This window comes from Mangrovicoccus ximenensis, from assembly GCF_003056725.1.
Taxonomy (GTDB): Bacteria; Pseudomonadota; Alphaproteobacteria; order Rhodobacterales; family Rhodobacteraceae; genus Mangrovicoccus; species Mangrovicoccus ximenensis.
In genome coordinates, this window is sequence record NZ_QBKZ01000014.1 from 138,196 (window position 1) to 162,188 (window position 23,993).

The 23,993-nt window shown below is 68.8% G+C and carries 20 protein-coding genes and 8 pseudogenes; 16 read left to right on the forward strand and 12 right to left on the reverse strand.

What is annotated here, in order from left to right; genetic code table 11:
• Positions 1-136 precede the first annotated feature (136 nt).
• The 3 genes and pseudogenes from C7T91_RS40395 to C7T91_RS14785 form a co-directional block, all read right to left on the reverse strand.
• Positions 137-340: pseudogene (locus C7T91_RS40395) on the reverse strand (phage integrase N-terminal SAM-like domain-containing protein); the annotation flags it as partial.
• A gap of 37 nt (positions 341-377) precedes the next feature.
• The gene (locus C7T91_RS32610; RefSeq protein ID WP_161555918.1) at positions 378-545 is read right to left on the reverse strand and encodes a hypothetical protein; all 168 of its coding nucleotides are present in this window, start codon (positions 543-545) and stop codon (positions 378-380) included.
• Positions 546-764: 219 nt separating this feature from the next.
• A pseudogene (locus C7T91_RS14785) lies at positions 765-1,670 on the reverse strand (MutS-related protein); the annotation flags it as partial.
• On the opposite strand from C7T91_RS14785, the gene C7T91_RS14795 reads away from it, so the two are divergent.
• The 8 genes from C7T91_RS14795 (at position 1,620) to C7T91_RS14830 (ending at position 6,656) form a co-directional block, all read left to right on the forward strand.
• Positions 1,620-2,132 carry a WD40 repeat domain-containing protein gene (locus C7T91_RS14795; RefSeq protein WP_145962892.1) on the forward strand — a complete coding sequence of 171 codons (513 nt, stop codon included), beginning with the start codon at positions 1,620-1,622 and terminating at the stop codon, positions 2,130-2,132. The pseudogene C7T91_RS14785 and the gene C7T91_RS14795 sit on opposite strands and share 51 nt — an antisense overlap.
• A complete protein-coding gene (locus tag C7T91_RS31655; protein WP_145962893.1) occupies positions 2,123-2,503 on the forward strand; it encodes a RipA family octameric membrane protein in 381 nt (126 codons plus the stop codon). The genes C7T91_RS14795 and C7T91_RS31655 overlap by 10 nt, the downstream gene beginning before the upstream one ends.
• Positions 2,504-3,012: 509 nt before the next feature.
• A complete protein-coding gene (locus tag C7T91_RS14800) occupies positions 3,013-4,053 on the forward strand; it encodes an AraC family transcriptional regulator (RefSeq protein WP_269101724.1) in 1,041 nt (346 codons plus the stop codon).
• A gap of 384 nt (positions 4,054-4,437) precedes the next feature.
• On the forward strand, positions 4,438-5,364 hold the full coding sequence (locus C7T91_RS35840) for an SH3 domain-containing protein (RefSeq protein ID WP_236638249.1): 927 nt from the start codon (positions 4,438-4,440) through the stop codon (positions 5,362-5,364).
• A 52-nt stretch (positions 5,365-5,416) separates the two neighbouring features.
• Entirely contained in the window at positions 5,417-5,713 is a 297-nt protein-coding gene (locus C7T91_RS14815) for a hypothetical protein (protein ID WP_108259916.1), read from the forward strand.
• 17 nt (positions 5,714-5,730) lie between these two features.
• Positions 5,731-6,108 (forward strand): hypothetical protein, encoded by a 378-nt coding sequence (locus C7T91_RS14820; protein WP_108259917.1) that lies wholly within the window; start codon positions 5,731-5,733, stop codon positions 6,106-6,108.
• Between the two features lie 21 nt (positions 6,109-6,129).
• Entirely contained in the window at positions 6,130-6,432 is a 303-nt protein-coding gene (locus C7T91_RS14825; RefSeq protein WP_145962894.1) for a hypothetical protein, read from the forward strand.
• Positions 6,433-6,470: 38 nt separating this feature from the next.
• Positions 6,471-6,656 carry a hypothetical protein gene (locus tag C7T91_RS14830; protein WP_108259919.1) on the forward strand — a complete coding sequence of 62 codons (186 nt, stop codon included), beginning with the start codon at positions 6,471-6,473 and terminating at the stop codon, positions 6,654-6,656.
• A 54-nt stretch (positions 6,657-6,710) separates the two neighbouring features.
• Here C7T91_RS14830 and C7T91_RS14835 read toward each other — a convergent pair whose 3' ends face one another.
• Positions 6,711-7,373, reverse strand: a complete 663-nt coding sequence (locus C7T91_RS14835; protein ID WP_108259920.1) for a VPLPA-CTERM sorting domain-containing protein — start codon at positions 7,371-7,373, stop codon at positions 6,711-6,713.
• Between the two features lie 158 nt (positions 7,374-7,531).
• Between C7T91_RS14835 and C7T91_RS14840 the strand changes: the two genes are divergently transcribed.
• Positions 7,532-7,795 carry a hypothetical protein gene (locus C7T91_RS14840; protein WP_108259921.1) on the forward strand — a complete coding sequence of 88 codons (264 nt, stop codon included), beginning with the start codon at positions 7,532-7,534 and terminating at the stop codon, positions 7,793-7,795.
• 40 nt (positions 7,796-7,835) lie between these two features.
• Here C7T91_RS14840 and C7T91_RS14845 read toward each other — a convergent pair whose 3' ends face one another.
• Positions 7,836-8,807, reverse strand: a complete 972-nt coding sequence (locus C7T91_RS14845; RefSeq protein WP_108259922.1) for a L,D-transpeptidase — start codon at positions 8,805-8,807, stop codon at positions 7,836-7,838.
• Positions 8,804-9,007 carry a hypothetical protein gene (locus C7T91_RS33580; RefSeq protein WP_201742130.1) on the reverse strand — a complete coding sequence of 68 codons (204 nt, stop codon included), beginning with the start codon at positions 9,005-9,007 and terminating at the stop codon, positions 8,804-8,806. The genes C7T91_RS14845 and C7T91_RS33580 overlap by 4 nt, the downstream gene beginning before the upstream one ends.
• A 64-nt stretch (positions 9,008-9,071) precedes the next feature.
• On the opposite strand from C7T91_RS33580, the pseudogene C7T91_RS14850 reads away from it, so the two are divergent.
• Positions 9,072-9,842, forward strand: a pseudogene (locus C7T91_RS14850) (FAD-dependent monooxygenase); the annotation flags it as partial.
• Positions 9,843-9,922: 80 nt separating this feature from the next.
• On the opposite strand, the gene efp reads toward C7T91_RS14850, so the two are convergent.
• Entirely contained in the window at positions 9,923-10,486 is a 564-nt protein-coding gene (gene efp, locus C7T91_RS14855; RefSeq protein ID WP_108259924.1) for an elongation factor P, read from the reverse strand.
• Between the two features lie 225 nt (positions 10,487-10,711).
• Here efp and C7T91_RS14860 point away from each other — a divergent pair, with 225 nt between their 5' ends.
• From C7T91_RS14860 to C7T91_RS31660, 3 genes and pseudogenes are all read left to right on the forward strand, one after another.
• Positions 10,712-11,032, forward strand: a complete 321-nt coding sequence (locus C7T91_RS14860) for a DUF6280 family protein (RefSeq protein WP_108259925.1) — start codon at positions 10,712-10,714, stop codon at positions 11,030-11,032.
• Positions 11,033-11,266: 234 nt separating this feature from the next.
• Positions 11,267-12,004: a hypothetical protein gene (locus C7T91_RS14865; protein WP_108259926.1), complete on the forward strand. Its 738-nt coding sequence runs from the start codon at positions 11,267-11,269 to the stop codon at positions 12,002-12,004.
• A gap of 142 nt (positions 12,005-12,146) precedes the next feature.
• Positions 12,147-13,082: pseudogene (locus C7T91_RS31660) on the forward strand (ATP-binding protein).
• 22 nt (positions 13,083-13,104) lie between these two features.
• Here the strand turns inward: C7T91_RS31660 and C7T91_RS14880 are convergent.
• Together C7T91_RS14880 and C7T91_RS14885 are read right to left on the reverse strand one after the other, a co-directional pair.
• Positions 13,105-13,470: pseudogene (locus C7T91_RS14880) on the reverse strand (ATP-binding protein); the annotation flags it as partial.
• Positions 13,403-15,249 (reverse strand): annotated as a pseudogene (locus C7T91_RS14885) (Mu transposase domain-containing protein). The pseudogenes C7T91_RS14880 and C7T91_RS14885, both read right to left, overlap by 68 nt.
• 96 nt (positions 15,250-15,345) lie before the next feature.
• On the opposite strand from C7T91_RS14885, the pseudogene C7T91_RS14890 reads away from it, so the two are divergent.
• Positions 15,346-16,554: pseudogene (locus C7T91_RS14890) on the forward strand (IS256 family transposase); the annotation flags it as partial.
• Here the strand turns inward: C7T91_RS14890 and C7T91_RS33585 are convergent.
• The 3 genes from C7T91_RS33585 to C7T91_RS14905 form a co-directional block, all read right to left on the reverse strand.
• Positions 16,499-16,765 (reverse strand): hypothetical protein, encoded by a 267-nt coding sequence (locus C7T91_RS33585; protein WP_201742132.1) that lies wholly within the window; start codon positions 16,763-16,765, stop codon positions 16,499-16,501. The pseudogene C7T91_RS14890 and the gene C7T91_RS33585 sit on opposite strands and share 56 nt — an antisense overlap.
• 71 nt (positions 16,766-16,836) lie before the next feature.
• Entirely contained in the window at positions 16,837-18,255 is a 1,419-nt protein-coding gene (locus C7T91_RS14895; protein WP_108259927.1) for a helix-turn-helix domain-containing protein, read from the reverse strand.
• A 260-nt stretch (positions 18,256-18,515) separates the two neighbouring features.
• On the reverse strand, positions 18,516-20,300 hold the full coding sequence (locus C7T91_RS14905; protein ID WP_108259928.1) for an autotransporter family protein: 1,785 nt from the start codon (positions 20,298-20,300) through the stop codon (positions 18,516-18,518).
• A gap of 346 nt (positions 20,301-20,646) precedes the next feature.
• Here C7T91_RS14905 and C7T91_RS14910 point away from each other — a divergent pair, with 346 nt between their 5' ends.
• Together C7T91_RS14910 and C7T91_RS35845 are read left to right on the forward strand one after the other, a co-directional pair.
• Positions 20,647-21,444 (forward strand): efflux RND transporter periplasmic adaptor subunit, encoded by a 798-nt coding sequence (locus C7T91_RS14910; RefSeq protein ID WP_108259929.1) that lies wholly within the window; start codon positions 20,647-20,649, stop codon positions 21,442-21,444.
• A 291-nt stretch (positions 21,445-21,735) separates the two neighbouring features.
• A pseudogene (locus C7T91_RS35845) lies at positions 21,736-21,963 on the forward strand (LEPR-XLL domain-containing protein); the annotation flags it as partial.
• Positions 21,964-23,993 lie beyond the last annotated feature (2,030 nt).

Here is a 23,993-nt window from a genome sequence, read left to right on the forward strand (position 1 = left end):
TCGCTGTCGCTGTCGCNCGGTCCGCGTCACTCTCATCGCGCCCGCAGGTCATCCCGAAGAGTTGGAGGGGACCGTGGCGCCGGTGGCGCCGCGAAAGCCCCGGAAACGCTGAGCGCCATGATCCGCACGTTGACGTGCTGGCCGTGACCCCGGTGTCGGTCATGTGCAGCTGGTAGGCCCGCAGCTCTTCCGGGGTGGCGGCATCCGGCGAATGCCCGAGGAACCGGGCGAAATCCTTGATCGCGCGGATGTGGGACTTCCGAGCCTTCTCGCCCATCCCCCGGATGCGCATGTCCTCGACCATCCGCGCCCGCAGCGGCGATTTTATCTCTTCCGCCATGGGAACCTCCTGTCTGTCGAGTGAGAGGCTTCAATCGTCAGGCAGATGCCCGCATTCCCAAATGCACGGGAGGTCGATCAGCGCGCTCCGCCGCCAAGTGCGCCAATGCCGCGCGAGCGGCTTCGTCCAAGGGCGCGAAGCTCGCGGTGTCGAGCGAGAAGGCCGGGTCGGAGGGGATGCCGAGATAGGGAAAGACGACGGTCATGTCGTCCTGCTTGCAGGGGTGTCCGCCTGACGCCTCGCTGTACCAGTCCAGCGTCTTGGTCGGATGACCGTGTTGGCGCGGGCGTCGTTCACGACGATCGGGCATCGGCGGGCAGGGCACACATGCGGGAACACTCCGGAAACGCGAAAGGTTGCCGGAGACGCCAGGAAAGGCCGGGCAGCCGGTCGAGAACGGGAAACCCGACTTTGTTTTGCCGGGTCAGGCTTTGGCAGGCAGCAGGCCGCGCAGCTCGTAGAGCATGTCGAGCGCTTCGCGCGGGCTGAGGCTGTCGGGATCGACGGCCTTGAGCCGGTCTTCCACGGCGGAGGGCGCAGGCGGGGCGGCGGCCGGTTCCGGCCGGACGGCAGCGAAGAGCGGCAGATCGTCGATCACCGCCTTGCGGCCGCCCTCGCGCTCGCCCTGCTCCAGCGCGGTCAGAACCTCGCGGGCGCGGGCGATCACCGTTTCGGGCAGGCCGGCGAGCTTGGCGACCTGCACGCCGTAGCTGGCCGCGGCGGCACCGTCGCGCACCTCGTGCAGGAAGATCACCTCGCCCTGCCATTCCTTCACGGCCACGGTCGCGTTGCTCACGCCCGAGAGCGTATCGGCCAGCTGGGTCAGCTCGTGGTAATGCGTCGCGAAGAGCGCGCGGCAGCGGTTCGCGGCATGCAGGTGCTCCAGCGTCGCCCAGGCGATCGAAAGCCCGTCATAGGTCGCGGTGCCGCGGCCGATCTCGTCGAGGATCACCAGCGCGCGCTCGTCGGCCTGGTTGAGGATCGCCGCCGTCTCGACCATCTCGACCATGAAGGTCGAGCGGCCCCGCGCCAAGTCGTCCGAGGCGCCGACGCGGCTGAAAATCTGGCTGACCAGCCCGACATGGGCGTGGTCGGCGGGCACGAAGCTGCCGGTCTGGGCCAGCAGCGCGATCAGCGCGTTCTGCCGCAGCCAGGTGGATTTGCCCGCCATGTTCGGGCCGGTCAGCAGCCGGATCGCGGCGCCGTCAGTGGCGCTCAGATGGCAGTCATTGGCGACGAAGGGCTCGCCCGAGCGGCGCAGCGCGTCCTCGACCACCGGATGGCGGCCGGCCTCGATCTCGAAGGCGCGGCTGTCATCGACCTGCGGGCGGCACCAGCGGCGCTCGGCGGCAGCGCCACCTTCTCGCCGGACGGAAGCCGCGTCCTTACCGGATCGGCCGATGGCACTGCGCGGGTCTGGGAGGCGGCGGGCGGGACGGAACTCGCGGTGCTGCACGGCGACGGCGACGCCGTCTTGAGCGCCGTTTTCTCGCCGGATGGACGCAACATCCTTACTGGCTCCAAAGACCACTCTGCACGGGTCTGGGATGCAGCGGACGGAACAGAACTCGCGGCGCTGCACGGTCACGAGGGCTTCGTCCTGAGCGCCGTCTTCTCGCCTGACGGAAGCCGCGTCCTCACCGGCTCGGACGATGGCACGGCGCGGATCTGGGAAGCACCGCTTTCGCTGGTGGAGCTGGTCGATCGAGCGCGGGCGCGGGTTCTGCGCAGCGACGTTTTGAATCACGACCAGAAATGCGCCTTCTACCTGGAGAGCGAGGGATGCCCATGACGATGCCCCCTGACGACTTCGATCTCTACAAGCTCTATCTCGAAACGGCCGAAAAGGTCAGCGACCGCCGCGGTGCCGCCAACCAATGGCTGCTCAGCGTGAACAGCGCCGTTGTCGGGCTCTACGGATATCTTTCGTCCGGGAAGGCCGGTTCCGGAGATGCCGAAGAGATCATCTGGCGTTGGGCGATCCCCTGCGCCGGAGCGGCTGTCGCTGTCCAAGATGGAACAGGCAATCCCGCTGTGCTTCGCCGCTCTCTACGCAGCTCTGCTCGTCGCGGCCCTCCACGCATGAGCCTCGCAGCAAAGGCGATCCGGAACGTCCGCTGGCGCCAGAAAGCGGTCGGTGGCAAACAACCCCAGCCAGCCTGAGGATCGCGCCGCCGCTCCCCAGTCCGGTCATTCATAATCCAACGCTGCCGCGCTGCGGCTTCCCTGGAGCGGTCGCTCGACCCGGCCTGCAGCGTTCTGGGCACGCTGGCTGACGGAGGTGCGCACGAAACGGCCCTTCGGAATTTTCGTGGGTTTCGCGAAGCGCATCAAGCTGGCGCGGAATGCTGGGCATCCGCTGGTCGGCAGCGCCGCACAGCAGCGGCCCCTGCAATGGCCATTCGCCAATCCCGCGCCGACGAATGGCGGATCGCGGAAAGTCGAAAGTGCGCTCGGGGATCGACAGGGCTGCGCCGAATTCGAAGGAGCGGCGCATTGCGGTGACGAAGCAGGTCTCCAATTCTTGCCGGCTGCGGCAGGGCAACGTAGGGTTTCGCAACACTATCCCCGAGAAAGCCGAGACATCCACGATGGCTCCCGTCCATGCCACTGAACACACGGCGAGGCCCGGCCCGACGATCGGGTTCGTCCGGCATGTCGCGCTTCAGCTGATGGAAGCGAAGGGGCCGGAAGCCGTCGGGGCAGCGGCGCGGCGGGCCGACTTGTCCGACCCGCTCCGCCTGGAGGCAGGCACGGTGATCGATCTCCTGCAGGAAGCGGCCTTCGTAGAGGCAGCCGCGGAAATCACCGGCGACATCGATTTCGGGTTCCTCGCCGGGTTGGCGCTGTCGATCGGGACCAGCCTGCCGGGCTATATCTCCGAGCATTCGCGCACGCTCCGGGATGCGCTCAAGGATGCCGCGCAGGTGCTGCCGCAGGTCCGGCCGGGAATGGATTTCGCGCTGGAAGAGCTGGGCAATGTCGCGACGTTGCAGCTGCGGCTGTCCGATCCGCGGCTGCAGGAGTTCCCGCGCCACCGCGAGGCTGTCTTTGCCGGGGTGATCGGCCAGATCCGATCCTTCACCGCGCGTCCGTTCCACCCCGAGCTTCTCCGCTTCCGCCACGAGCGGGTTCCGCCGGGCCGAGAGGCACGCGCCGGGTTGGGATGCGACGTTGCCTTTGGCGTTGCCGCAACCGAGATGCTGATGGGCCTGCCGGTGCTCGACCGACCCATCCGTGGGCGCAATGACGGGCTGCGCGCGCTTCTGGTGAGCCATGGCGAACTGCTCGAGGCTCAGGGCCGGGCGCATGAGGCGAGCTTTGCCGAGCGGGTGGAACTCTTCGTCCAGCAGGCCCTGGCGTCAGAGGTTCCCGCGCTGGACAAGGTCGCGCGCGAACTGGGCGTGTCGCGCCGGACACTGTCGCGGCGGCTGGCGGAGGAAGAGACGAGCTTTGCCGATATCCTCGCGCATGTCCGGTTGCGGCTGGCAGCTGCAGAGCTGCGCGCGACCTCGCGGCCGGTCGGCGAGATCGGGCTGCGGCTGGGATATGCCACCGCCTCGGCCTTCTCCACCGCCTTCCGCAAGGCCTCCGGCATGACGCCGCGTGCCTACCGGTCGGGACTCACGGCGGACATGGGGATCGCCGACCTGCCGGAGACCGAGCGGCTGACCGGCCCGGAAGGGCCGGATCGAGGTCCCAGCCATGCCTGATTGTCTCCTGCGTGCCGAAGATTGCTGCAACCGTGCCATGGGCGACGTTGCGGCAGGAAGGGGGCTGGCACCCTTCCAGCGGCGGGCCCATCTTTCCGCCAACAGCGAGACGTCCCTCCTGAGCGAGGGCAGATCGCTCTGGCGCCGCAACACGGCGGCATCCTCCCATGGAGAAAACGCCATGCACATCACCGCAAGTCCGGGCGCCAGCGGCCCCGGCTGACCGCGGATTCCGGGCGGGTTCGGCCCGCCCCGGTTCCCGCATCCCTGAACGGATCACCGTCCCGCGGCATGACCTGCCGCGGCAGGATGCGTCACATTCAAATGTATTCCTCCGGGCTATGATGGCCTCGGCCGCTTCGCCGGAGGAAGAGGAGAATCCCCATGTCTTTCCATCGCTTGCCTGTCGCAGCCCTGATCCTGGCGCTCGGCGCTGCCCCGCTTGCCGCGCTGGCGCAGGAGACCGTCCCGGTCCGATTTCCGCCGGGCGCGTCCGGCACCACGATCAACGGCACGATCACCGGCCAAGACTACATCGATTACGTGCTGAACGCCCGCGGCGGCCAGCGGATGACGGCGGAGCTGCGCGTGACCGGCACCAACGGCCATGGATCGGCCTTCTTCAACATCCTGCCCGCCGGGCAGGATTTCGGCGGCCCCTATACCGGCAGCACCGACACCGACAGCCGCGCCGAAATCACCGTGCCGCATGACGGCAATTGGGCGATCCGGGTCTATCTTATGGGCAATGACCGCGATGCCGGCCGGACCGTCGGCTATTCCATCGATGTCGCCATCGCGCCGGAACAGGCGCCGCAGCGCCCCGCAGCAGCCCTGCTGCCGGAGGAGGATTTCTTTATCGTCCGCCTCTCCGATCCCGCCGCGCGGCTGAACGTGCGCAACGCGCCGCGCCCGAGCGGCAAGCTGGCGGGCACCGTCGCCAACGGCACCGCGATGGCCAATATCGGCGGCTGCACGATCTCGGACGGCGACCAGTGGTGCAAGGTCCAGGCCGAGCGCGGCGGCGTCAGCGGCTGGGTCGCGGCGCGGTTCCTCGCGCTGCCGGGCGCCGCCGCTCCTGCGCCTGCGCAGCATGAATGGACCAGCGTCACGGGCGTTCCGGCGGGCGATATCCTCAACGTCCGCAGCGGTCCCGGCACTGGCCATGGCATTACCGGCGCGCTCGGCAATGGCTCGCAGGTCCGCGTGCTGGACTGCCGCGACATCGGCGGCGCCCGCTGGTGCGAGATCGAGATGCAGAGCGACATGCGCGAACGCGGCTGGGTGAATGCCCGCTATCTGCGCCCCTGAGCCGGCCGTTCCCATCCAACTTCTGAAATGACTGCCAAGAAGGAGACTTCACATGACCCGCAACATCCTCCTCGCCGCCGCCGGTGCCGCGATCCTGGGCCTCTCTGCCTGCGACGCCCCGGCTCCCTCCGGCTCCGGCACGGAAAGCGTGTCCTACCGGACCGCGCCCAGAGCCGACGAACAGGTCTGCCGCGCCGCCACGCTGGAGCGCGCCGCCGCCAGCAGCGTGACGATCCTCAGCTCCGAGACCTCGCAGGCCAACAATCTGGTCATGCTGCGTGACAGCTACGGCGTGACCTGGCGCTGCCTCGTCAATGGCGGTGCCGTGGTCGAATTGAGCGCGCCGTAACGGAAGGGGACAGAGCAATGACCTTCAAGATTGCGGCCCTCCTGCCCGTGCTCGGCCTGGCCGCGCTCGCCGGCTGCGTCGAGTTCGGCGACACCGGAGCGGTCAGGGACGCCAATGCCCTGGCGATTGCCTGCGACACGGATGCTGCTGTCTCGCTGTCCGCGCGGACCGCGCGCGGCACCGGGCTGGCCGCCGAACTGGCCGAGCTGCAGCAGGTGGTCTTCCTGCGCGATGCGGGCCGCCGGGCGGAAGCCGACCGCATCCTTGCGGCGCGCTACCAGCGGGTGGAAGCCGATGCCGACACCCGCGCCGAGACCGAAAAGGCCGTGCAGACATCGCTGTCCGACCTCCGCGCCGAACGCGCCCGGCAGACCGGGCAGCAGAGCTGCAATTGACGGAGTTCCAGGAGTTTCACGATGGCACATATCCTTCGTTTGGCGGCGCTGGCCGTTTCTGCGGGAGTTGCCGCGGGCTGTGCCGGCACCGATCCGGCGCCCGGGCGGCTTTCTGACAACATCGTGCCGCCGGCGGGCATGGAAGCCGCCTGCCTGTCCGAGGCCGAGCGCCTCGCCGGCGTGCCGCAGGAGAGCATCGCGGTGCGCAACCGCATCGAGACCGGAGGCGGTCCGTTCATCGGACTCGACATCGGCGGAGCCAGCTATGGCTGCCGCACCGAACCGGACGGCAGCGTCACCGTCTTCAGCCAATATGCAAACTGACGCTGCCCGCGCCAGGCACCCAGGAAAGGAGAGCTGAAATGGTTTTCGACATTCCCCACATGATCGCCACCGCCGTGATCATCCTTGCCGTCATCTGGACGGTGGATCACAGCGCGAAACTTGCCGATGCCCCGAAGAAGAAGCGCACGCTCCTGAAAGTGGCCGCGATTTTCGTGCTGATGCTGCTCCTGAACATCCTCTGGCGGCCATATGGCGGCGTTTGACGAGGAAAGCCCGGGCCCGTCGCACATTGAGGCCGGCCCGGGCTTTCCTCCGCCTCAGGCGCGGCGCCGGAGAACTGCAGTTCCGCAGAGCGCGGCCAGCAGCAGCCATCCCGCCGCCGGAAGCGGCACGGCGGATGTCTCGATCTCTGCCGTGTAGGTCGCGCCGACCAGCGAGAAGGCCCCGCTGCCACTGGTCAGCAAGCGGAAGGTGGTGCCGCTGAACAAGTCGAAATAGGTCGTCAGATCGAGCTCAAACAAGTTCGCCTGGTTCTGGATCAGGGTCGCCCCGAAGACCTGTGCGTTGTTCGAGTGGTCGCGGATGATGAAATACGGGTTACCGCCCAGCCCGCCATAGGCATAGAGGATCAGCGAGGTCAGCGTGCCGGGCCGGCCGAAGGTCATTGCCAGCGTCTGGAAGCGGAACTGGTCCCGCAGCACGACCCCTGCACCGGGCGAGCCGGTGATGCCCGTCACGCCCTGGACTCCGGTTCCGCTCGGACCGGTATGGACGTCGGCGGTATATCCGTTGCCGGTGGCGCCAAGGCTGACGGAAATGAGCTCGCTCGTCGCCACTCCGGCCGTGCCGCAGAACACGGGCGGAACCTTGATCCCCAATGGCTGGCCCAGGCTGGTGAAGTCGAACTGGATGTCGGCGGTCACCGTTGCGGCAAGCGAGGCTCCGGCCATCCCCAAGGCAAGCAATGCGCGTCTGAACATCTGCTTCTCCTGGTAATAAAAGTGAATATGATGATTCCTGTGGAACCCAACACCCCAAACATCCCGGAGGCCGGCTGCGCAGTCTTGCCGCAGCCGGTGCCAGGCACATTGCCCTTTGGCGGGCAGGCCCGGCAGGGCTCGCGGAAAGGGAGGCCGGCATGATCTGCAAATGGTGCCTGAGGATCGGGGCCGTCGCGTATCTGGCTGCCCTTGCGCTCCTGGCGATCGGAAGCTTCGGCCTGTTCGGCCAGCCGCGGGACCCGCTGGCGGGCGTGTTCCTGATGCCGCTCGGGCTGCCTTGGGGGCTATGGACCGGCGCGGCGGCCGAAGGGCTGAGGCCCTGGCTGGCCGCACTCGCGCCGCTCCTGAATCTGGTCCTGCTGGCCCTGGCCTGCCGGTGGCATCGCCGACGGACGTCGTGATTGCGGGCCTCTTGCGGCTGAGTTCCGCAGTGCGCGCGGCTCAGGCGTTCATGATGACGAAATCGCGCTGCGATCGGGTGTCGGGGCTCAGCGGCAGGTCGGTCACCACCATCAGCGTGCCGGGATGGCTGTGATAGCGTGCCAGGCGGCGGAATTCCGGGTCCGAGCCGATCCGCCCCAGGACCGGGTCCTGTCCGCCGCCGATGTCATGGAAGCTCAGAACGCCCCAGCGCAGGGCCGCTGCCTGCGTCTCCGCCCCGTGCATCACGAAGACATGGCTGCCCAGAGGGTTGCCGTCCCAGACCAGCTGGCCTTCGGCGATCGCCCGGTCGTCCTCCATCAGCACGATGCTGCCGTCATAGGAGGAGACCAGCAGAGTCACCAGCGGATAGCGCTCGCCCATCTGCCAGTCCTTCGGATGCTTCTTGCCAGAGAGCCCGGCCACGGCCGTCGCCATCTCGGTCTCCGCCAGCCCGTCGAGCAGCAGCCCCGGATGCACCACCGCTTGCGGCGCGGAATGCGCATCGGCGATGATCACCGGCGTGCCGACATGGGTGATGCCGAAGAGCAGCTCGGAGAATTCCAGCGGCAGCCGCACGCAGCCATGGCTGGCAGGATAGCCCGGCAAGTTCCCGGCATGGAGGGCGATGCCATCCCAAGTCAGCCGGTTCATGTTCGGCATCGGCGCGTTGTTGTAGGTCGAGGACCGGTGATGCTTGTCCTTCTGCAGCACAACGAAGACGCCGGTCGGGGTCTCGTGCCCAGGCTTGCCGGTCGAGCAGGTCGAAACCGCGATGCGGATGCCGTTGCGGTAGACATGGACGCGCTGCTCCTCGAGCGAGGCGATCACCGCCACCGGCCCTTCGGGCGAGCGCTCGGGATGCCAGGTGAATTCGCCGGGGGCGAGCGCATGGACCTCCTTGAAGACCTGCTGGCCGCCTGCAGCAGAGGCCAGAAGCAGGGAGGCCCCGGCAGAGGCGAGGACGTGGCGGCGGGTCGGCAGGCGGGTCATGGGCGGGTCTCCGCAGGGGCGAGGATGGCGGCTGGAATTTCGAAACGTTCCTCGCCGAAGGCGATCACGGTGGTTTCGGGGCCGGGCTCCAACAACATGTTGCCGGCAACGGCGAGGTCAGGGTCGGCCAGCACGAAGGCGCCGCCGTGGAAATCGAGCATGCGCGTGCCGCCCGCGGGCAGGAACACGGTGACGGTCACGCGGCCAGTTCCGTCCCGGGCGGCGCCGAAGGCGCAGCCCACCGTGCCGGGCGCGCCGGGACCGCTGGAAGACGGGCGCGAGATGGCAGCGCCGCTGCTGGTCGGCGCCGATGGCCGCAGGAGCGGCACCGCGGCGCGCGCGGGCATCAAGCGGCGGGTGACGGATTACGGCCAGACCGCGCTGGTCTGCGCGATCGGCCACGAAAAGCCGCACCAGGGCTGTGCCTACCAGATCTTCCTGCCGCCGGGCCCGCTGGCGATCCTGCCGCTGACCGGCAACCGCTCCTCGATCGTCTGGAGCGAAACCACCGAACAGGCGGCGGCGATCCAGGCGCTGGATGACGAGGCCTATCTGGAAGTGCTGCGGCCGCGCTTCGGCGACTTCCTGGGCGAGATCCACATCGCCGGGGCGCGCTATACCTATCCGCTGAACATGACCCTGGCCGAGAGCTTCACCGCCGAGCGGCTGGCACTCGCGGGCGATGCGGCGCGCGGCGTGCATCCGATCGCCGGACAGGGGCTGAATGCCGGACTGCGCGATGTCGCGGCGCTGGCCGAGGTGCTGGTCGAGGCAGCGCGGCGCGGAGAAGATCTTGGCTGGCCGCTGGTGCTGGACCGCTATGCACAGTGGCGGCGCTTCGACTCGGCGACGCTGGCGCTGGCCACGGACGGGTTCAACCGGCTGTTTTCGAATGACAACCCGCTGCTGCGTCTGGGGCGCGACATCGGGCTGGGGCTGGCCAATGCGCTGCCCGGACTGCGCCGGGGCTTCATGCGCGAGGCCGCCGGGATGACCGGCGACGTGCCGCGGCTGCTGCAGGGACGCCCGCTCTAGCCCGCCACCGACCGCGGGGCGAGCCGACCGGGCCGCCCCCCCCCCCCCCCCCCCCCCCCCCCCNGGACGGCTCCGCCCGGTCAGGCGCGTTCGGAATACTCCAGGGTCTCGGTATTGACGACGATCGCCTCGTCCTGGCCGATGAAGGGCGGGACCATGATGCGCACGCCGTTGTCGAGCGTGGCGGGCTTGAAGCTCTTCGACGCGGTCTGGCCGTTCACCACCGGCTCGGTCGTGGCGACAATGCAGGTGACCTTGGCCGGGAGCTGCGCCGAAAGCGGCTCGTCGTCGTAATACTGCACCACGGCAGTCATGCCGTCCTGCAGGAACGGGCGCCGGTCGCCCAGAAGTTCGGCCGGGATCTCGATCTGCTCGAAGCTCTCGGTGTCCATGAAGACCAGCTTGCCGTCCTGCTCGTAGAGGAACTGCTGGTCCTTCTGCTCGAGCGTCACGCGCTCGACCTTGTCGGCGGAGCGGAAGCGCTCGTTCAGCTTGGAGCCGGTGCGCAGGTTGCGCAGCTCGACCTGGGCGAAGGCCCCGCCCTTGCCGGGCTTGACGATATCGACCTTCACCGCGGACCAGAGGCCCCCGTCATGGTCGAGGATGAATCCCGGGCGGATTTCGTTCCCGTTGATTTTCGGCATTTGAAAGCCCAATGAGAGTTGAACGAGGTCAGGCTGCCCCTATATCGCCGTGGTATCGGGCTGGCAACAAGGACGGCTTCGGTTGCGTGCAGACAGGAAAAAGCGAGCCATGCGGTGATCGCATGACGGCCATGCCCGAAACGCAATACCGAATCGCAGCGTGGCGTGCATATTGCGCCGCACCCGGAAAGACGCAAGAGCAAGAGCAAGAATAAGGAAACGACAATGGGCGAATTCGTCGATGGCACTGCTTTTAATCACGAGCAGGGCAACCGTGCCCGCAAACTGTTCGCGGCTGTTGTGCTGGCCGCACTGGATGACGCGATCGCGGACGACAAGAAATACGGCAACGGCCCCGAGCAGATCGCCCGCTGGGCCCGCGCGCGCGATGGCCGCGAAGTGCTGAGCTGCGCCGGGATCGACCCGAACGAGCGCGTGGTCAGCGGGCTGATGGAGTTTGTCTCGAAGGGCGTGCGGACTTCGGTCGCACTGTCCCGCGAAGAGTCCGAGCGCCGTCATGCTGCCGAGGCTGCAGAAGCAGCCTGACCCCACCTGCGCCCGGCACGCCGGGCAGCAACCAAGCCAACAGAAGCGCTTCCCTCCGGGGGAGCGCTTCTGTTTTTGGCGGCATCCGCCCCGGCAAACCGGCAGGCGGGGCCGCGTCAGGCCTCGCCGCCGAGAATCCCGCGCAGTTCCTCGCGCACGATGCGGCGGATATTCTCGTTGATCCGCGGCCCCATGCGTGTGCGGACCTCTTCGCGCAGGATCTCTCGGATCAGGATGCGCAGCTCGGCCTCGCCGGGCAGCGGGCGACCGTCGCCGCCGGCCTCGGCCGCCTCCGCCGACTACCTCAAGCGGGCGGACCGGGCGGGGCTGTCCTGGCCGCTGCCCGAGGGCGCCTGCGATGCCGATCTGGAGCAGCGCCTGTTCCAGCCGGTGGGCGGCGCGACGCGGCGGGGCCTGGCGCCGCCGGACTGGGCGCATGTCCACCGGGAACTCCGCCGCAAGGGCGTGACGCTGTCGCTGCTCTGGGAGGAATACCGCGCCGCGCATCCCGGCGACGGCTATGGCTACAGCCGCTTCTGCGACCTCTACCGCCGCTGGGAGAGGCGGCTCGCGCCGAGCATGCGCCAGAATCACGCTGCCGGCGCCCGCGCCTTCGTCGATTTCGCGGGCGACAGGGTCGAGGTGATCTGCCCCGAGACTGGCGAGGTCCGGCAGGCGCAGATCTTCGTCGGGGTGCGTCACGCCGGGGGCGTGCCTTCGGCACGACGCGCCTCGAGCTACACCCATGTCGAGGCGGTCTGGACACAGGGCCTGTCCGACTGGATCGGCGCCCATGTCCGGATGCTCGAGTTCTTCGGCGGCGCGCCCGCGCATCTGGTCTGCGACAACCTTCGGGCAGGCATCGCCAGGGCCTGCTTCCACGAGCCGAAGGTCAACCGGACCTATGCCGATCTGGCCGCCCATTACGACCCGGCGGTCATCCCGGCGCGGCCCTGCAAGCCGCGAGAGTGAGCCATCAGGTCGCCACGGGTCCGAGACCGATGGCGAACGCCAAGGCCGAGGTCGGGGTCCAGCTGGCGCAGCGCTGGATTGTCGTGCCGGAGGCACGCCTCCGGCGGGACGCGCCGGATATTTCCACTGAGAAAGGAAACACATGCTCGACCCTCCCACCCACAGCCAGCTGCGCGAGCTCAGGCTCGTCGCACCGAAGGTGCGCCTCCGGCGCAACGGCATGGCGGACGCCTTCGCCGAGCTGCAGGGCCGCGACGACATTGGCGACCTCGGCCATGCCGAATGGCTCGGCCTGCTGATCGACCGCGAGGCCGCCAGCCGCAGCACGAAGAAATTCCGGAGCCGGATGCGGGCGGCCAAGCTCCGCCATGTCGGCGCCTGCATCGAGGAATGAGGAGGGTCAGCCGTCCTTCCGGTGGAAGGAGGGCCCGACGAATGACTTCCGTACCCCGCGCAAGCTCGACAGGAGCCTGTTCCAGGAACTCGCCAGCGGCCGCTGGATCGGACAGAAGCAGAACCTGCTGATCACCGGGCCCGCTCGCCATTGTGCTCGAACCAATGGCGCATCAATGGCTCGCCGTCGGCAAGACCTGGCTTGCCTGCGCGCTCGGCCAGGGGGCATGCCGGGACGGGGAGAGCGTTCTCTACCACCGGCTGCCGCGCCTTTTCGCCGAGCTCGAGCTGGCCCATGGCGACGGCGTCGCCAATGTCGCTCGGACCATTGGCGCGAATTGGCGACTTCCCCGGCTGTTCCGCCAGATCGTCCGCACCGACGTGTTCGCCATCGGTCTCGGACCAGTGGCGACGCGATGGCTCACTCCTCGACGACTGGGGCCCCGACCGCCTGACGGCCGGGCAGCGGCGGGACCACATGGAAATCGTAGAGGACCGCTACGGCACCGGCTCCACCGTCATCACCAGCCAGCTGCCGGTCGAGGCCTGGCACGACGTCGTCGGCGGGCCCACCTTCGCCGACGCCATCCTCGGCCGGCTCGTTCACAATGCCCACCGCCTGGCGCCAGACGGCCCGTCGCTGCGCAAGACCCGCGGCGCGGGCGCGGAAGGGGAAACATCGTGACCGGCGCCCAGCCCGCCCCGTGGCATCGGACCCGGCGAGCTGTGGATACCTGGGTCTTGCCGGTGCCGGTGCCGCCGGCAAGGACCGCGTTGCGCTGCTGCTCGAGGAAGCCGCCTCCGGCGAGGTCGCGCACCAGGGCCTCGTTGACCGGCATGCCGGAGAAGTCGGACTCGCCGATCTCCTTGGCCAGTGGCAGCCGGGCGCTTGTCATCTGGGACTTGATTGATCTCGCCTGCTTTTCGCTGATCTCCGCCTGCAGCAGGTCGCCGACGACCCGCTGCGGCTCGTGCTGGCGCTTCACCGCGCTTGCAATGAGCTCGTCATAGGCGGCCTTCATTCCGTAGAGCTTCAGCTTCGCCATCGTGTCGAGGATCTGCGTTCTTTCCATGGCCGGGTCTCCTGAGGCTGTCATAGCGGGCACAATCGGCGGTCGGTTCGCGGGTCAGCTTCAGCGCTTCGGGCGTCGCGATCGGCGCCGGTCTCTCGGGCTCGCGCCTGCGGACGAGGATGTTGAGCACGACATCGGCGGAGTGGACGCCCTGTGCGAGGGCTTCGGCGCAGGCTGCCTCGACGGCTTCCGGCCCGTCGACCAGCAGTGCGGCGAGGATCTCGACCATCTGGCGGTCGCCGCCGGGAACGCGCTCCAGCTTCTGCCGGATCCGGCGCATGGCCGCGGGCAGGTCCCAGTCACGGAACGGGGCGTTCGCCTTGGGTCTCGAACCAATGGCGACCGCAAGGCTCACTGCGCAGGGCGCCGGGCTTGCGCAGGAGAACCGGGATGCCGTGCAGCGGACCGCAGGCGGCATGGCCGCGGCCGGAGGCCCTCTCGTGGCGCCCGACCGCCTTGCCGTCCTGCCGGAACGCGACATGCGCGGCATGGGCGTTCGCCATGGGTCTCGGACCGATGGCGACCACATGGCTCACTCTCCACCGGCTTGCCGACCGCGCGGGCATCGACGGAATAGCGGTTGCGGTCGAAGCGGACGAGGCAGGTTTTCGAGAGCGAGACCTTGTCCGCCATTGGTCCGGGGAGGTGCCGGCGGGGCGCCACCGGTTCGAGCCCACCGGCGACGGTCGGGCGGCGGGCACGGCATGGAAGCCGTCGAACGGTCCGGCATAGGGCACGAGATGCGGGCGCTCGGTCTCGAACACCTCCAAGACGGTCCTGTCGCGAAGCTCCGGATGGCGGCTGGTTCGGGCCCAGGCGCGGCAGCGGTCCTCGAGCCAGGCGTTCAGTTCGGCATAGCTCCGGAACTTCGGCACCGGCACGAAGAACCGCTTCCGGACCGTTCCGACCTGGTTCTCCACCTGTCCACTCGCCAATGTCGCTCGGACCATTGGCGCTCATTGGCTCGTTCCCAACCCGAGGCCGGTGTGCAGGCAACCGGATCAACAAGATAGTGGCCGCACATCTGCTGGACTGAGCCATCGGGACGCCATCGGTTCAAGTCCGATGGCGAAGGCGGTTATAGGCCCGCTCCTTGCCGGTGAAGATCGTGTCGACCGCGGTCTTCGCGTCCGTCGCCGGCGGACTCGGACCGATGCCGCCCCCCGGCAACTCCCCGGACCAATGGCGGATCAATGAACGCTGTCGCAGATGCCGCGCGCGCAGGCCCCGCCGAAGAAGGCGAAAGCCCGGTCATGGGCGTCAAAGATCGAAGCCATCCTGGCGCCATCGGTCCGGGCCCGATGGCTGAGGCTCCTGCGTCTCCCGGGGACGGGCCGGGACGAAGGGCATCCGGCTGTGGCACAGCCGGAGATGGGCCACCTTCACGGTGACGGTGGCACCGCCGATCCGGACGATCTCGTGGCTCCAGTCGAACTGGTAGGCTTCGCCGGGATCGAAGCTCAGCGGCACATAGGCCCCGGCCGATGCAGCGACCTCCACCTCCGACCAGGTCGCGGCGTAGCGCCTGACGGCATCGTAGCCGCCTTCATGGCCCTGGGCCTGAAGCTCCTCGAAAATCCGGTTCCGGGTCAGCCGCTCGCGCTTCGGGCGGCGGGAGTTCTCCTCGAGCAACCGGTCGAGGGCGTCGCGGAACGGATCGATCTTGGGCCGGTGCTGGACGCTGCGCTGGTAGGTGAATTCGGTGGCACCGGTGCGGATGACCTTGCGGACCGTCTTCGGTCGTGTCTCGGAAGTGGTGGAAATTGGATGGCGGCGCAATCTCCGGGTGAACTGACACCCACCCGACCGGCGGCGGCAACCGCCAGGGAGAGTGAGGGCCTGCCTGCCACCGGTCCGAAGGCAGGCCCGAACGCCATGACCGAGATGAACGACGCTGCGAGCTTTGCGCCACTGGCCGACGAAGCCGGGTTCGACCCGATCGAGGAACGCCTTCGTGCGACCGTCCGCGCCACCATCGAGGCGCTGTTCGAGGAAGAACCCGAGGCCTTCATCGGGCGCTGCCGCCATGGCCGCGGCGATGCTGCACAGAAGGGCTGCCGCCACGGTCACCGCGAGCGGCAGCTCACGGGCACCTTCGGCACCGGGACGGTGCGTGTTCCCCGCGCGCGGAGCGAGGCCGAGGCGGGCAAGACCACCGAGTGGCGGCCCAAGGCGCTGCCGCGCTGCAGGCGGCTGACGAAGAAGGCCGAGGCGCTGATCGCGGCGGTCTACCTGGCGGGGACCAACACGCGACGGGTGAAGCGAGCGCTCTGCGGCCTTTTCGAAGGGGCCGTCAGCAAGGAATGAGCGCCTGCGCGCCACCGGTCCGAACGCAGGCGCGAATGGCAGCCGGGCCTGGCGGAAGGTGAAGGTCGACTGGGACGCCTGGTCCGGCCGGAGCCTGGCCGGCGAGGACATCGTGCGGCTCATCCTCGACGGCACCGTCATCCGGACCCGGCTGGACCGCAAGGCCACGAACATCTCGGTTCTGGCGGCAATCGGGGTGCGCCGCGACGGGCAGAAGGTATTGCTTTCGATCAGGAGTGAAGCGGCAGGAAAAGGCGCCAGTGGCGCGTTTTCCCGCTGAACGGGGGGCGAGAGCACCGCGGCCTGGGGCCCGTTTCTCGCCGGCCTCGATGCCCGCGGCCTGGGACGGCCCGAATTCGCCATCGTTGACGGCGCTCCGGGCCTCGAAGCCGCCCTGGTTGCGCTCCGGGGCGAGGACCTGCCGATCCAGCGCTGCACGGTCCACAAGCATCGAAACCTGCTTGGCCACGCGCCCAAGCGCCTGCATGACGAGCTGACCGAGGACTGCCGCGACATGATCCATGCCGACACGGCAGCGGGGATCGAGATCAGGCGCAAGGCATTCCTGCGCAAGCGGCGCCTGAAGTGCCGGGCCGTCGCCGACAGCCTCGGGGACGCCGGGGACCGCCTCTTCAGCTTCGCCCGGCTCGATCCGACGCAATGGAAATCGGCCCGCACACCAACGCGATAGAGCGCCTCAACGAGGAATTCCGCCGCCGGATCAAGACCCAGGCCGTGCTGCCCTGCGCCGGGACAGTGGCGCGGCCCCTGTGCGCAGGAGCGCGGCGCAGGCGTTCAGGATGCTGCGCCGCTGCGCCAGCGTGGTGGCGCGCAGCGCGGCCAGCGCGCGGGCATTGCCGGGATCCTGTTCCAGCACCTTGCCATAGGTCAGGATCGCGCCGGGCAGATCCTGCGGGAGCAGCGCCTGGGCGCGGGACAGCTGCTGTGCCAGCGGGCCCTTGGCCCGGGTCTTCCTGCGTCGGGGCACGCTCCTGCCTCCTGCTTGCTCCGCAGGGAGCCTAGCCGCCGCAGTCTTGCCCTTTGGTTAAGGCGCGCGGTTCAGGAGATCTCGAAAGGCACGACCCGGCGGACGCGGGCATCGACCGAAATCTGGGCATGGATCGGCGGCACCGAGCGCTGCGGGCAGTTGGTGCGCTCGCAGATCCGGCAGGAGCTGCCGATCAGGTCGTAATCCTCTGCCTGGTCGATGCGCAGCCCGTCGGCATAGACCATGTCGGCGGCATGGTTGACCGAGCAGCCGAGCGCGATCGCATAGCGGCGGATCGGCGCGCGGAAGCCGATGCCGCGCTTGGTGATGGTGCGGGCGATGCAGATGTAGCGCTCGCCATCCGGCATCTCGGCGAGTTGGCGGACGGTGTCCTCGGGCCGCTCGAAGGCCTGGTGCACGCCCCAGAGCGGGCAGGCGCCGCCGAAGCGGGCGAATTGCAGCCGGGTGGCGGAATGGCGCTTGGTGATCGTGCCCGCCCGGTCGACCCGCAGGAAGAAGAACGGCACGCCGCGCGATCCCGGGCGCTGCAGCGTCGAGAGCCGGTGCGCCACCTGTTCGAGCGATGCGCCGAAGCGCTCGGCCAGAAGCTCGATGTCGTGGCGCAGCTCGCGCGCGGCGGCGAGGAACTTGCCATAGGGCAGCATGGCGGAGCCGGCGAAGAAATTCGCAAGCCCCATCCGGGCGATGGCGCGGGCCTCATTGGTGCGGAACCGGGCGTCGTCCAGGATGCGCTCGATCGCGTCCTTCTCCTCGGCCAGCGCGATCTGCTGCCAGATCTGGAAGCTCTGGGTGGCGCGCGGCGCGTCGGCATTGACCACCAGCCGCTTGTTGTCGGGGTCGAAGATGCGGAACACGTCCGGGCTCATCGTGCCGCGCTCGAAGATCACCGCAACGCCATGGACACGGCGCAGCCGTTCGGCACCGAGCTTCAGGTGGTTGCCGCCGTCAACGCCGGTCTCCTCGGCCAGCGCCTCGGCACCGCGGTCGAGCCAGTCGATGTAGTTGTTGGCGTAGTTGAAGAAGTCGCGGACCTCTTCATAGGGCAGGGGGGCGGCGTCGATATGCTCCTGCTGCAGCGCGTCGTCGAGCGAGGCCATCCGGTCCTTGGCGGCCTGGTAGGCGCGCTGCAGCGTCAGGAAGGCATGGGCGAAATCCGGCGTGTTCGAGATCGCGATCTTCAGCTCCTGCCGCGACGGGCGGCGGTCGGCGAAGATCGGATCGGACAGCGCCTCGTGCAGGTCGTTCACCACCCGGTCGCCGTCATCCGAGGCGAAGGAGGCGATGTCGACGCCGAATCCGTCGACCAGCGCCAGAATCACCCCGGCCGAGAGCGGGCGCTGGTTGTTTTCCAGCTGGTTGACGTAGCTTGTCGAAATGCCCAGCCGTTCGGCAAACTGCCTCTGGGTGAGCTTTTCCGCCTGGCGCAGGTTCCGCAGCCGCGCGCCGGCAAAGAGCTTCCGTCCTTCCATGACTGGACCTTTCGCAAGTTCGCATTTTGCATTCCACAATATGCAAACATTTGCAACCGCACATGTCCAGACCTTCTCGCAAGGGCATCGGGATGGCAGGTGCTACGGTTAATGCGGCTCTGCAGCATCCGGGGCCGTGCGAGGGAGGACTTCATGCATCACACAGCCGGCACGCGCGCCCGCCCCCTGTGGAAGGAGGCTGCCGCCGTTCTGGGGGCCGCCGCTGCCATGGCGGCCGCGGCCAATGTCGAGGTGCCGTTCTACCCGGTGCCGATGACGCTGCAGACGCTGGCCGTGACCGGGGCGGGGCTTCTGCTCGGCCTGCGCCGCGGCGCCGGGCGCAGCTCGGTGCGCGCCCCGGCTTCGACGGCCGGGGTCAGGATCGCCGTGCTGTAGCTGCTGGCATCGTAGTCGAGCCCGAGCGCGCCCAGCCCGTCCTCGCTCCAGGAACCGGTCTCGGCGCGCAGGCCGTCCAGCGTCAGCGAGGGCCGCAGGTAGCCCTGCTCGCTGCCGATCGTGTAGGCGGCGCGCAGCCGGAGGCCGTAGGAGCGGCTGTCTGCCGTGCCCTTGGCCGTTCCGCCATAGCTGCCCAGATCGGCGCTGCGGCGCAGGTCATCCTCCGCGTAGTTGCCGAACACCGCCCCGGCCAGGAGCCAGGGGCCGGTCTGGTATTTCAGCGTCACCGCGCCCGAAACGGCATGGCCCTCCGCGCTGACCCCGTCCTTGCCGTCCATCGAAGTGTCGCGGTAGCCGATCACGCCGCCGAGGAACAGGTCCGGGGCGATCTCGGCCTGCCCGCCGATCTGCAGGCCGCGGTCGTCGAAATCGGCCCGGCCGGCCCCGCCCGATGCGTCGCGCTCGGTCCGCGACGCCGTGAAGCGGCCATAGGTGCAGGAGGTTTCGGCAAGGGCGGCGCCGGTTTCGAAGACCGGGCAGCTCATCGCCGCATCGGCGATGTCCGCCGCCTCGGCCGCGCGATGCGACATCAGCGCCATCGCCGACCGGGGACCGAGTTCGGCCATCGTGCCGCCGAACACGGCCGCATCGGCAGCAGCCGCCTGGTCGAGCTCGGCAAAGAAGCCGGCAAGCGCCGCATCGCCCTGGTCGAAGAGGATCTCGAGCTCGCGGGCCGCGGCGGCAGCGCTGTCGGACAGGGCGAATTCCGCCCGGTCGAAATCGCGCCCAGCCACCGACAGCATCTGAACCCCGTCCTGCGGCGCGAGCGAGAAGTCGAAGAGCGCGGTGCCGCCCGCACGCAGCGTGCCGCTGCTGCTGCCCGCGACCGAAAGCACGGGAACGGCCATGCCCGGCAGCACCGCTGCCATGCGCGGCACGACGGTCCCGTCGAGCGTGGCATCACCCGTGACGGCGAAGCGTCCGGCGGTGCCTGAAGCGAAATCGACCACCGGCGCGAGAATGCCCGTGCCGGTCTGGACCAGATGGCCGTCGATCACCGTCGGGCTGCCCGGCAGCGCGACAAGCGTGCCGGCATTGGTCAGCGTGCCCGCTGAAGCCGCCGCCGCCATTGCTGCGGCCGGGGTGACCGGGTTGCCCGAGACTGATCCGCCGCCCAGCTCGGCGCTGCCGGTGATGGTGCCGCTGTTGATCACATTCAGGATGCCGCCGCCGGTCTGCAGGATCGCCTGGCCCGACAGCGCCGAGACCGAGGAGCCGGCATTGACGGTCAGGTGGTTCGCAGAGGTCCCGCCCATCACATGGATGCCGGTTCCGTCCCCGCCAGCGCCGCCGAGGATGGCGGCAGCGGCCTCGGCGCTGCCGATCGTGATCGTGACGCTGCCTGCGCCGTCAGGACCCGCGCTCTGCGCGACGATGCCCGCTCCGGAGGTGCCGGTGGCCGAGATGTGGCCGGTGGCCGTGACCGACACGGCGCCGCTGGTGCCGCTTTCATTGCCAGCGGTGCCGGTCGTTCCGAGATAGAGCGAGCCATCGCGATATGCGGCAAGCCCGCCGCCGCCGCCGACCGACTGCGCCAGCAGGCCGAAGGCGCCGTCGCCCGCGACCGAAATCTCCGCCGCAGAGGTCACGGTGACGGCTTTGCCGCTGCCCGAGCCGCCGTCGCTGCTGTAGTCGTAGTGGTCAAGGATGTCCGAGACCTTGTCGGCCTTGGCGAAATAGGTGGTGACGATGCCGCCGCCGCCGCCGACCGACTGGGCGACGATGCCGTGCCCCGCCTTGCCGGTGGTGGCGATGGTGCTGCCCCCGGGCAGCGCCAGGTCGACCGTGCCGCCGTCTGCTGGGCGCCGGGCCGCGGATCGGGCTGTTCGACCGGGCCCAGCGGCGCGCCGAGAAAAGCCATGCCCGCGCCCGCCGCGACCTGGTCCGCCAGGACCGCCGCATGAACCAGCTCCTGTCCTTCACCGGAGGTCTCGAATGACCCGCCTGTTTCCCTGCCTTGCCGCGCTGCTGGCCGCCGCGCCCGCGCTTGCCGACGGCTATGACTGCCTGATGGACCCGCTGCGCACGATCGAGCTGGCGAGCCCGGTCGCGGGGCTGCTGGAAGAGGTGCTGGTCGACCGCGGCGACGCGGTGGCGAAGGGACAGCTGGTGGCGCGGCTGACCTCCGACATCGAGCAGAGCACGGTCGAGCTGCTGACCCTGCGCGCGGAATCCGATGCGGTGGTCGCGGCGCAGCAAAAGCAGGTGGCGATGATGGAGCGCCGCTTCGACCGGGTGGAACAGCTCTCCGGACGGGGCATCGCCACGCAGGAGGCGCTCGACCAGGTGGAGACCGAGCTGATCGCGGCGCAGAGCCTGCTGATGCAGGCGGAACTGAACCGCGACCTCGCGCTGAAGGAGCTGGCGCGGGCGAAGATCGCGCTCGGCCAGCGCACCATCCACAGCCCGGTCGACGGCATCGTGCGCGAGCGCGTGATGTCGGGCGGCGAGTATGTCAGCGCCGACGACCATGTGGTGAAGATCGTCCAGCTCGATCCGCTCAGGGTCGAGGCCTTCGTGCCGGTCTCGCTCTACGGGCGGATCGCCATCGGCGAGCATGCCACCGTGCGGCCCGCGCCGCCGATCGAGGGCAGCTATTCCGCCCAGGTGGTGGCCATCGACCCGGTCTTCGATGCGGCCAGCGCGACCTTCGTGGTCGTGCTGGAACTGCCGAACCCGGACCGCAAGCTGCCGGCCGGGCATCGCTGCAGCCTGGAAATCGGCGGCACCTGACCCAAGGGCGGGCGTGCAATCCTGGGTGGTGTCCGGGCCATCGGCCGGTCCGGACAGGCGCCTCGCGAACGCGTCTCCGGCGCAAGCAGCAACTGACTTGCATTATTGGACAATCTTATCCACAGGTATGAATTGCCCATTCCACAGCAAAGGGCCTGTGATACACTCTGAGGTGGAGGAGTCCCGTTCCGAGTACCGTTCCGCCTGCGCCCCGGCCCCGTCCGGGATCTGCCGCAGGTTTTTCCAAGTATATGGATTCCATGCAGAAACGGTCGGCACAGGGAGAAGGAAATGGCGTTCCCATTTGCTCCGAGCTCATTCAGAATCGGCGCCACGAAGGTGGAGCCCGCGAAACTGTCACGCCGGGAGGAGCCGCAGCGATGGTTCTCCGGCGAAACGCGGCACCGGTTCCTCTCCCGCTTCCGTGCCATCCAGGAGCGCCGCCTGCCGGTGAGCGTCTCGGCGATCAAGGTGGAGGCGCTCGAGCCGCGCTACCTTCTGTCCGCCGACCTGATCCCGATGTCCGATCTCGACGGCGACGGGGCGAGCTACACGCTGGAATTCGACGCGGTCGCGCAGGCCTTCAAGGTCTATGACGACGAGACCGGCGAGCTGGTCGACGAAAAGGCGCTGTCGGACGTGACCGAGCTGACCATCCAGGGGACCGGGGGGAACGACCGGCTGACCTTGGATGTGGAGGGCGACTTCCCGGCCGGGGTCTCCATCCTGTTCGACGGGGGCGCGGGCACCGACCGTCTCGCCGGCCCCGCCGGAGACACCGCCTGGCGGATCGACGGCCAGGACGCCGGCACCGTGAAGGGGCTGCGCTTCGTCTCGGTGGAACGCCTCGAGGGCGCCGCGGACAACGAGGACACCTTCACCGTGACCGGCGAGGGCGGGCTCTCGGACGGGCTCGACGGCGGCGAGGGCGGCTTCGACTCGATGATCTTCGACGGCGGCAGCTTCTCGACTGTCACCTACGATGCCGAGGATGCCCATTCCGGCACCGTGACCCGCGACGGACAGGTCCTGTCCTATGAGGGGCTGGAGCCGATCACCGATGCGATGGCGGTGGCCGACCGGGTGATCAACACCAATCTCGGCACCCCGCCGCACAATCCCGGCGACACCGATGTCAGCTATCTCGGCACGGATACCGACGACCGGGCGGAGCTGGAGTCGCTGGGCGGGGGCACGCATATCCTGCGGTCGGTCTCCGTCGTGCCGACCTTCGAGTCCGTCACTTTCCTGACCCCGACCAATTCGCTGACCATCAATCTTGGCGGCGATCTCGGCGTGCCCTTCGCGTCGAAGGATGTGCTGACCATCCTGTCCACCGATCTTGGAGAGACGGATCTGACCGTCAACGGCGAAGACGGCAAGGACGAGGTGATCGTCTCCGGCGACCTGGTCGCGGGCAACGTCACGATCAACGCGGAAACGATCGAGGTCTCGGGCTCGATCGTAGCGGGCACGGAGCTCGCGCCGAAAGATGTCACGCTGGCCGCGTCGGACGAGGATGACGGCGCGCTGCTGGATCCCGGCACGCTGGGGGGCGTCTTCGACGGGCTCTACATCGCGGTTCCCGAGGCGCGGGTCTCGGTGACCGGTTCGGTCACCGCCACCGGCGACCTGGAAATGACCGCCACCGCCTCGGTCGAAAACACCATGATCGACCGCTCCGAATTCGGCGGGGTGATCGCGGCCAATCTGGTGGGCGTTCTGCCGACGGCCGAGATCCTGCTCGACGGGGCGACTCTGTCCGGCGCCAACATCTCGGGCGCGGCCTCGGTCGATGTCGACGTCGCCTTTGTCGACGCCGCCACCGGTGGCGAGGATTCCCAGACGGACGCGGCGATTTCCGGCGTTGTCGTGGGCGGCATGTTCGGCTTCGGCTCGGGCGCCGTGGCGACCATGTCGGGCGGCTCGATGACTTCCGCCGGGACGGTCAGCCTGACCGCGGCCACCGACCTGTCGGTCAATGCGACCGCTGACGGCTCGGGCGGCGATGCCGGCGCCGCGCTGGCCTTCACCGAGGTCAACGCCGCCACCACCGCCGGGATCGACGGCAATGCCACGGTCGATGCGGCCGGCGATGTCACCCTCTCGGCGACGCTGACTTCCGCGATCGCCACGGCCGCGACCTCGACCGCGGGCGGGGCCGAGGACAGCGAACAGGGCGAGACCACGGACCGCCGCTCCGAGCAGGAGCTGGCCGCCAACGATGCCGAGACGGCCGAAGGCTCGGTGTCCTTCGCGGCGACGGTGACCGTGTCGGATTACCGCCCCGAGACGGGGGCCGCGCTCGACGGGTCCTCGGTGACCTCGGGCGGGGCCTTCCTGATCAAGGCGATGTCGACCGACAGCGTCACCGCGACCTCGGACGCGACCAATACCGGTTCGGGCAGCACCGGGGTGGGCGTGGCCGTGGCCGTGGGCATCGTCAGCGCGCGCACCAGCGCCGCGATCATGGGCAGTTCGACCATCGACGCGGCGGGGGGCACCACGCTCGCCGCCGAGATGGATGCGGATTCGACCTTCTCGATCAC

Excerpts from the sequence above, each read along its gene's own strand:
- C7T91_RS32610 (WP_161555918.1), bottom strand. The coding sequence starts at position 545 with ATGACCGTCGTCTTTCCCTATCTCGGCATCCCCTCCGACCCGGCCTTC.
- C7T91_RS14795 (WP_145962892.1), top strand. The coding sequence starts at position 1,620 with ATGGCGGCCGGCCTCGATCTCGAAGGCGCGGCTGTCATCGACCTGCGG.
- C7T91_RS31655 (WP_145962893.1), top strand. The coding sequence starts at position 2,123 with ATGCCCATGACGATGCCCCCTGACGACTTCGATCTCTACAAGCTCTAT.
- C7T91_RS14800 (WP_269101724.1), top strand. The coding sequence starts at position 3,013 with ATGGAAGCGAAGGGGCCGGAAGCCGTCGGGGCAGCGGCGCGGCGGGCC.
- C7T91_RS35840 (WP_236638249.1), top strand. The coding sequence starts at position 4,438 with ATGTCTTTCCATCGCTTGCCTGTCGCAGCCCTGATCCTGGCGCTCGGC.
- C7T91_RS14815 (WP_108259916.1), top strand. The coding sequence starts at position 5,417 with ATGACCCGCAACATCCTCCTCGCCGCCGCCGGTGCCGCGATCCTGGGC.
- C7T91_RS14820 (WP_108259917.1), top strand. The coding sequence starts at position 5,731 with ATGACCTTCAAGATTGCGGCCCTCCTGCCCGTGCTCGGCCTGGCCGCG.
- C7T91_RS14825 (WP_145962894.1), top strand. The coding sequence starts at position 6,130 with ATGGCACATATCCTTCGTTTGGCGGCGCTGGCCGTTTCTGCGGGAGTT.
- C7T91_RS14830 (WP_108259919.1), top strand. The coding sequence starts at position 6,471 with ATGGTTTTCGACATTCCCCACATGATCGCCACCGCCGTGATCATCCTT.
- C7T91_RS14835 (WP_108259920.1), bottom strand. The coding sequence starts at position 7,373 with ATGTTCAGACGCGCATTGCTTGCCTTGGGGATGGCCGGAGCCTCGCTT.
- C7T91_RS14840 (WP_108259921.1), top strand. The coding sequence starts at position 7,532 with ATGATCTGCAAATGGTGCCTGAGGATCGGGGCCGTCGCGTATCTGGCT.
- C7T91_RS14845 (WP_108259922.1), bottom strand. The coding sequence starts at position 8,807 with ATGACCCGCCTGCCGACCCGCCGCCACGTCCTCGCCTCTGCCGGGGCC.
- efp (WP_108259924.1), bottom strand. The coding sequence starts at position 10,486 with ATGCCGAAAATCAACGGGAACGAAATCCGCCCGGGATTCATCCTCGAC.
- C7T91_RS14860 (WP_108259925.1), top strand. The coding sequence starts at position 10,712 with ATGGGCGAATTCGTCGATGGCACTGCTTTTAATCACGAGCAGGGCAAC.
- C7T91_RS14865 (WP_108259926.1), top strand. The coding sequence starts at position 11,267 with ATGCGCAGCTCGGCCTCGCCGGGCAGCGGGCGACCGTCGCCGCCGGCC.
- C7T91_RS14895 (WP_108259927.1), bottom strand. The coding sequence starts at position 18,255 with ATGGAAGGACGGAAGCTCTTTGCCGGCGCGCGGCTGCGGAACCTGCGC.
- C7T91_RS14910 (WP_108259929.1), top strand. The coding sequence starts at position 20,647 with ATGACCCGCCTGTTTCCCTGCCTTGCCGCGCTGCTGGCCGCCGCGCCC.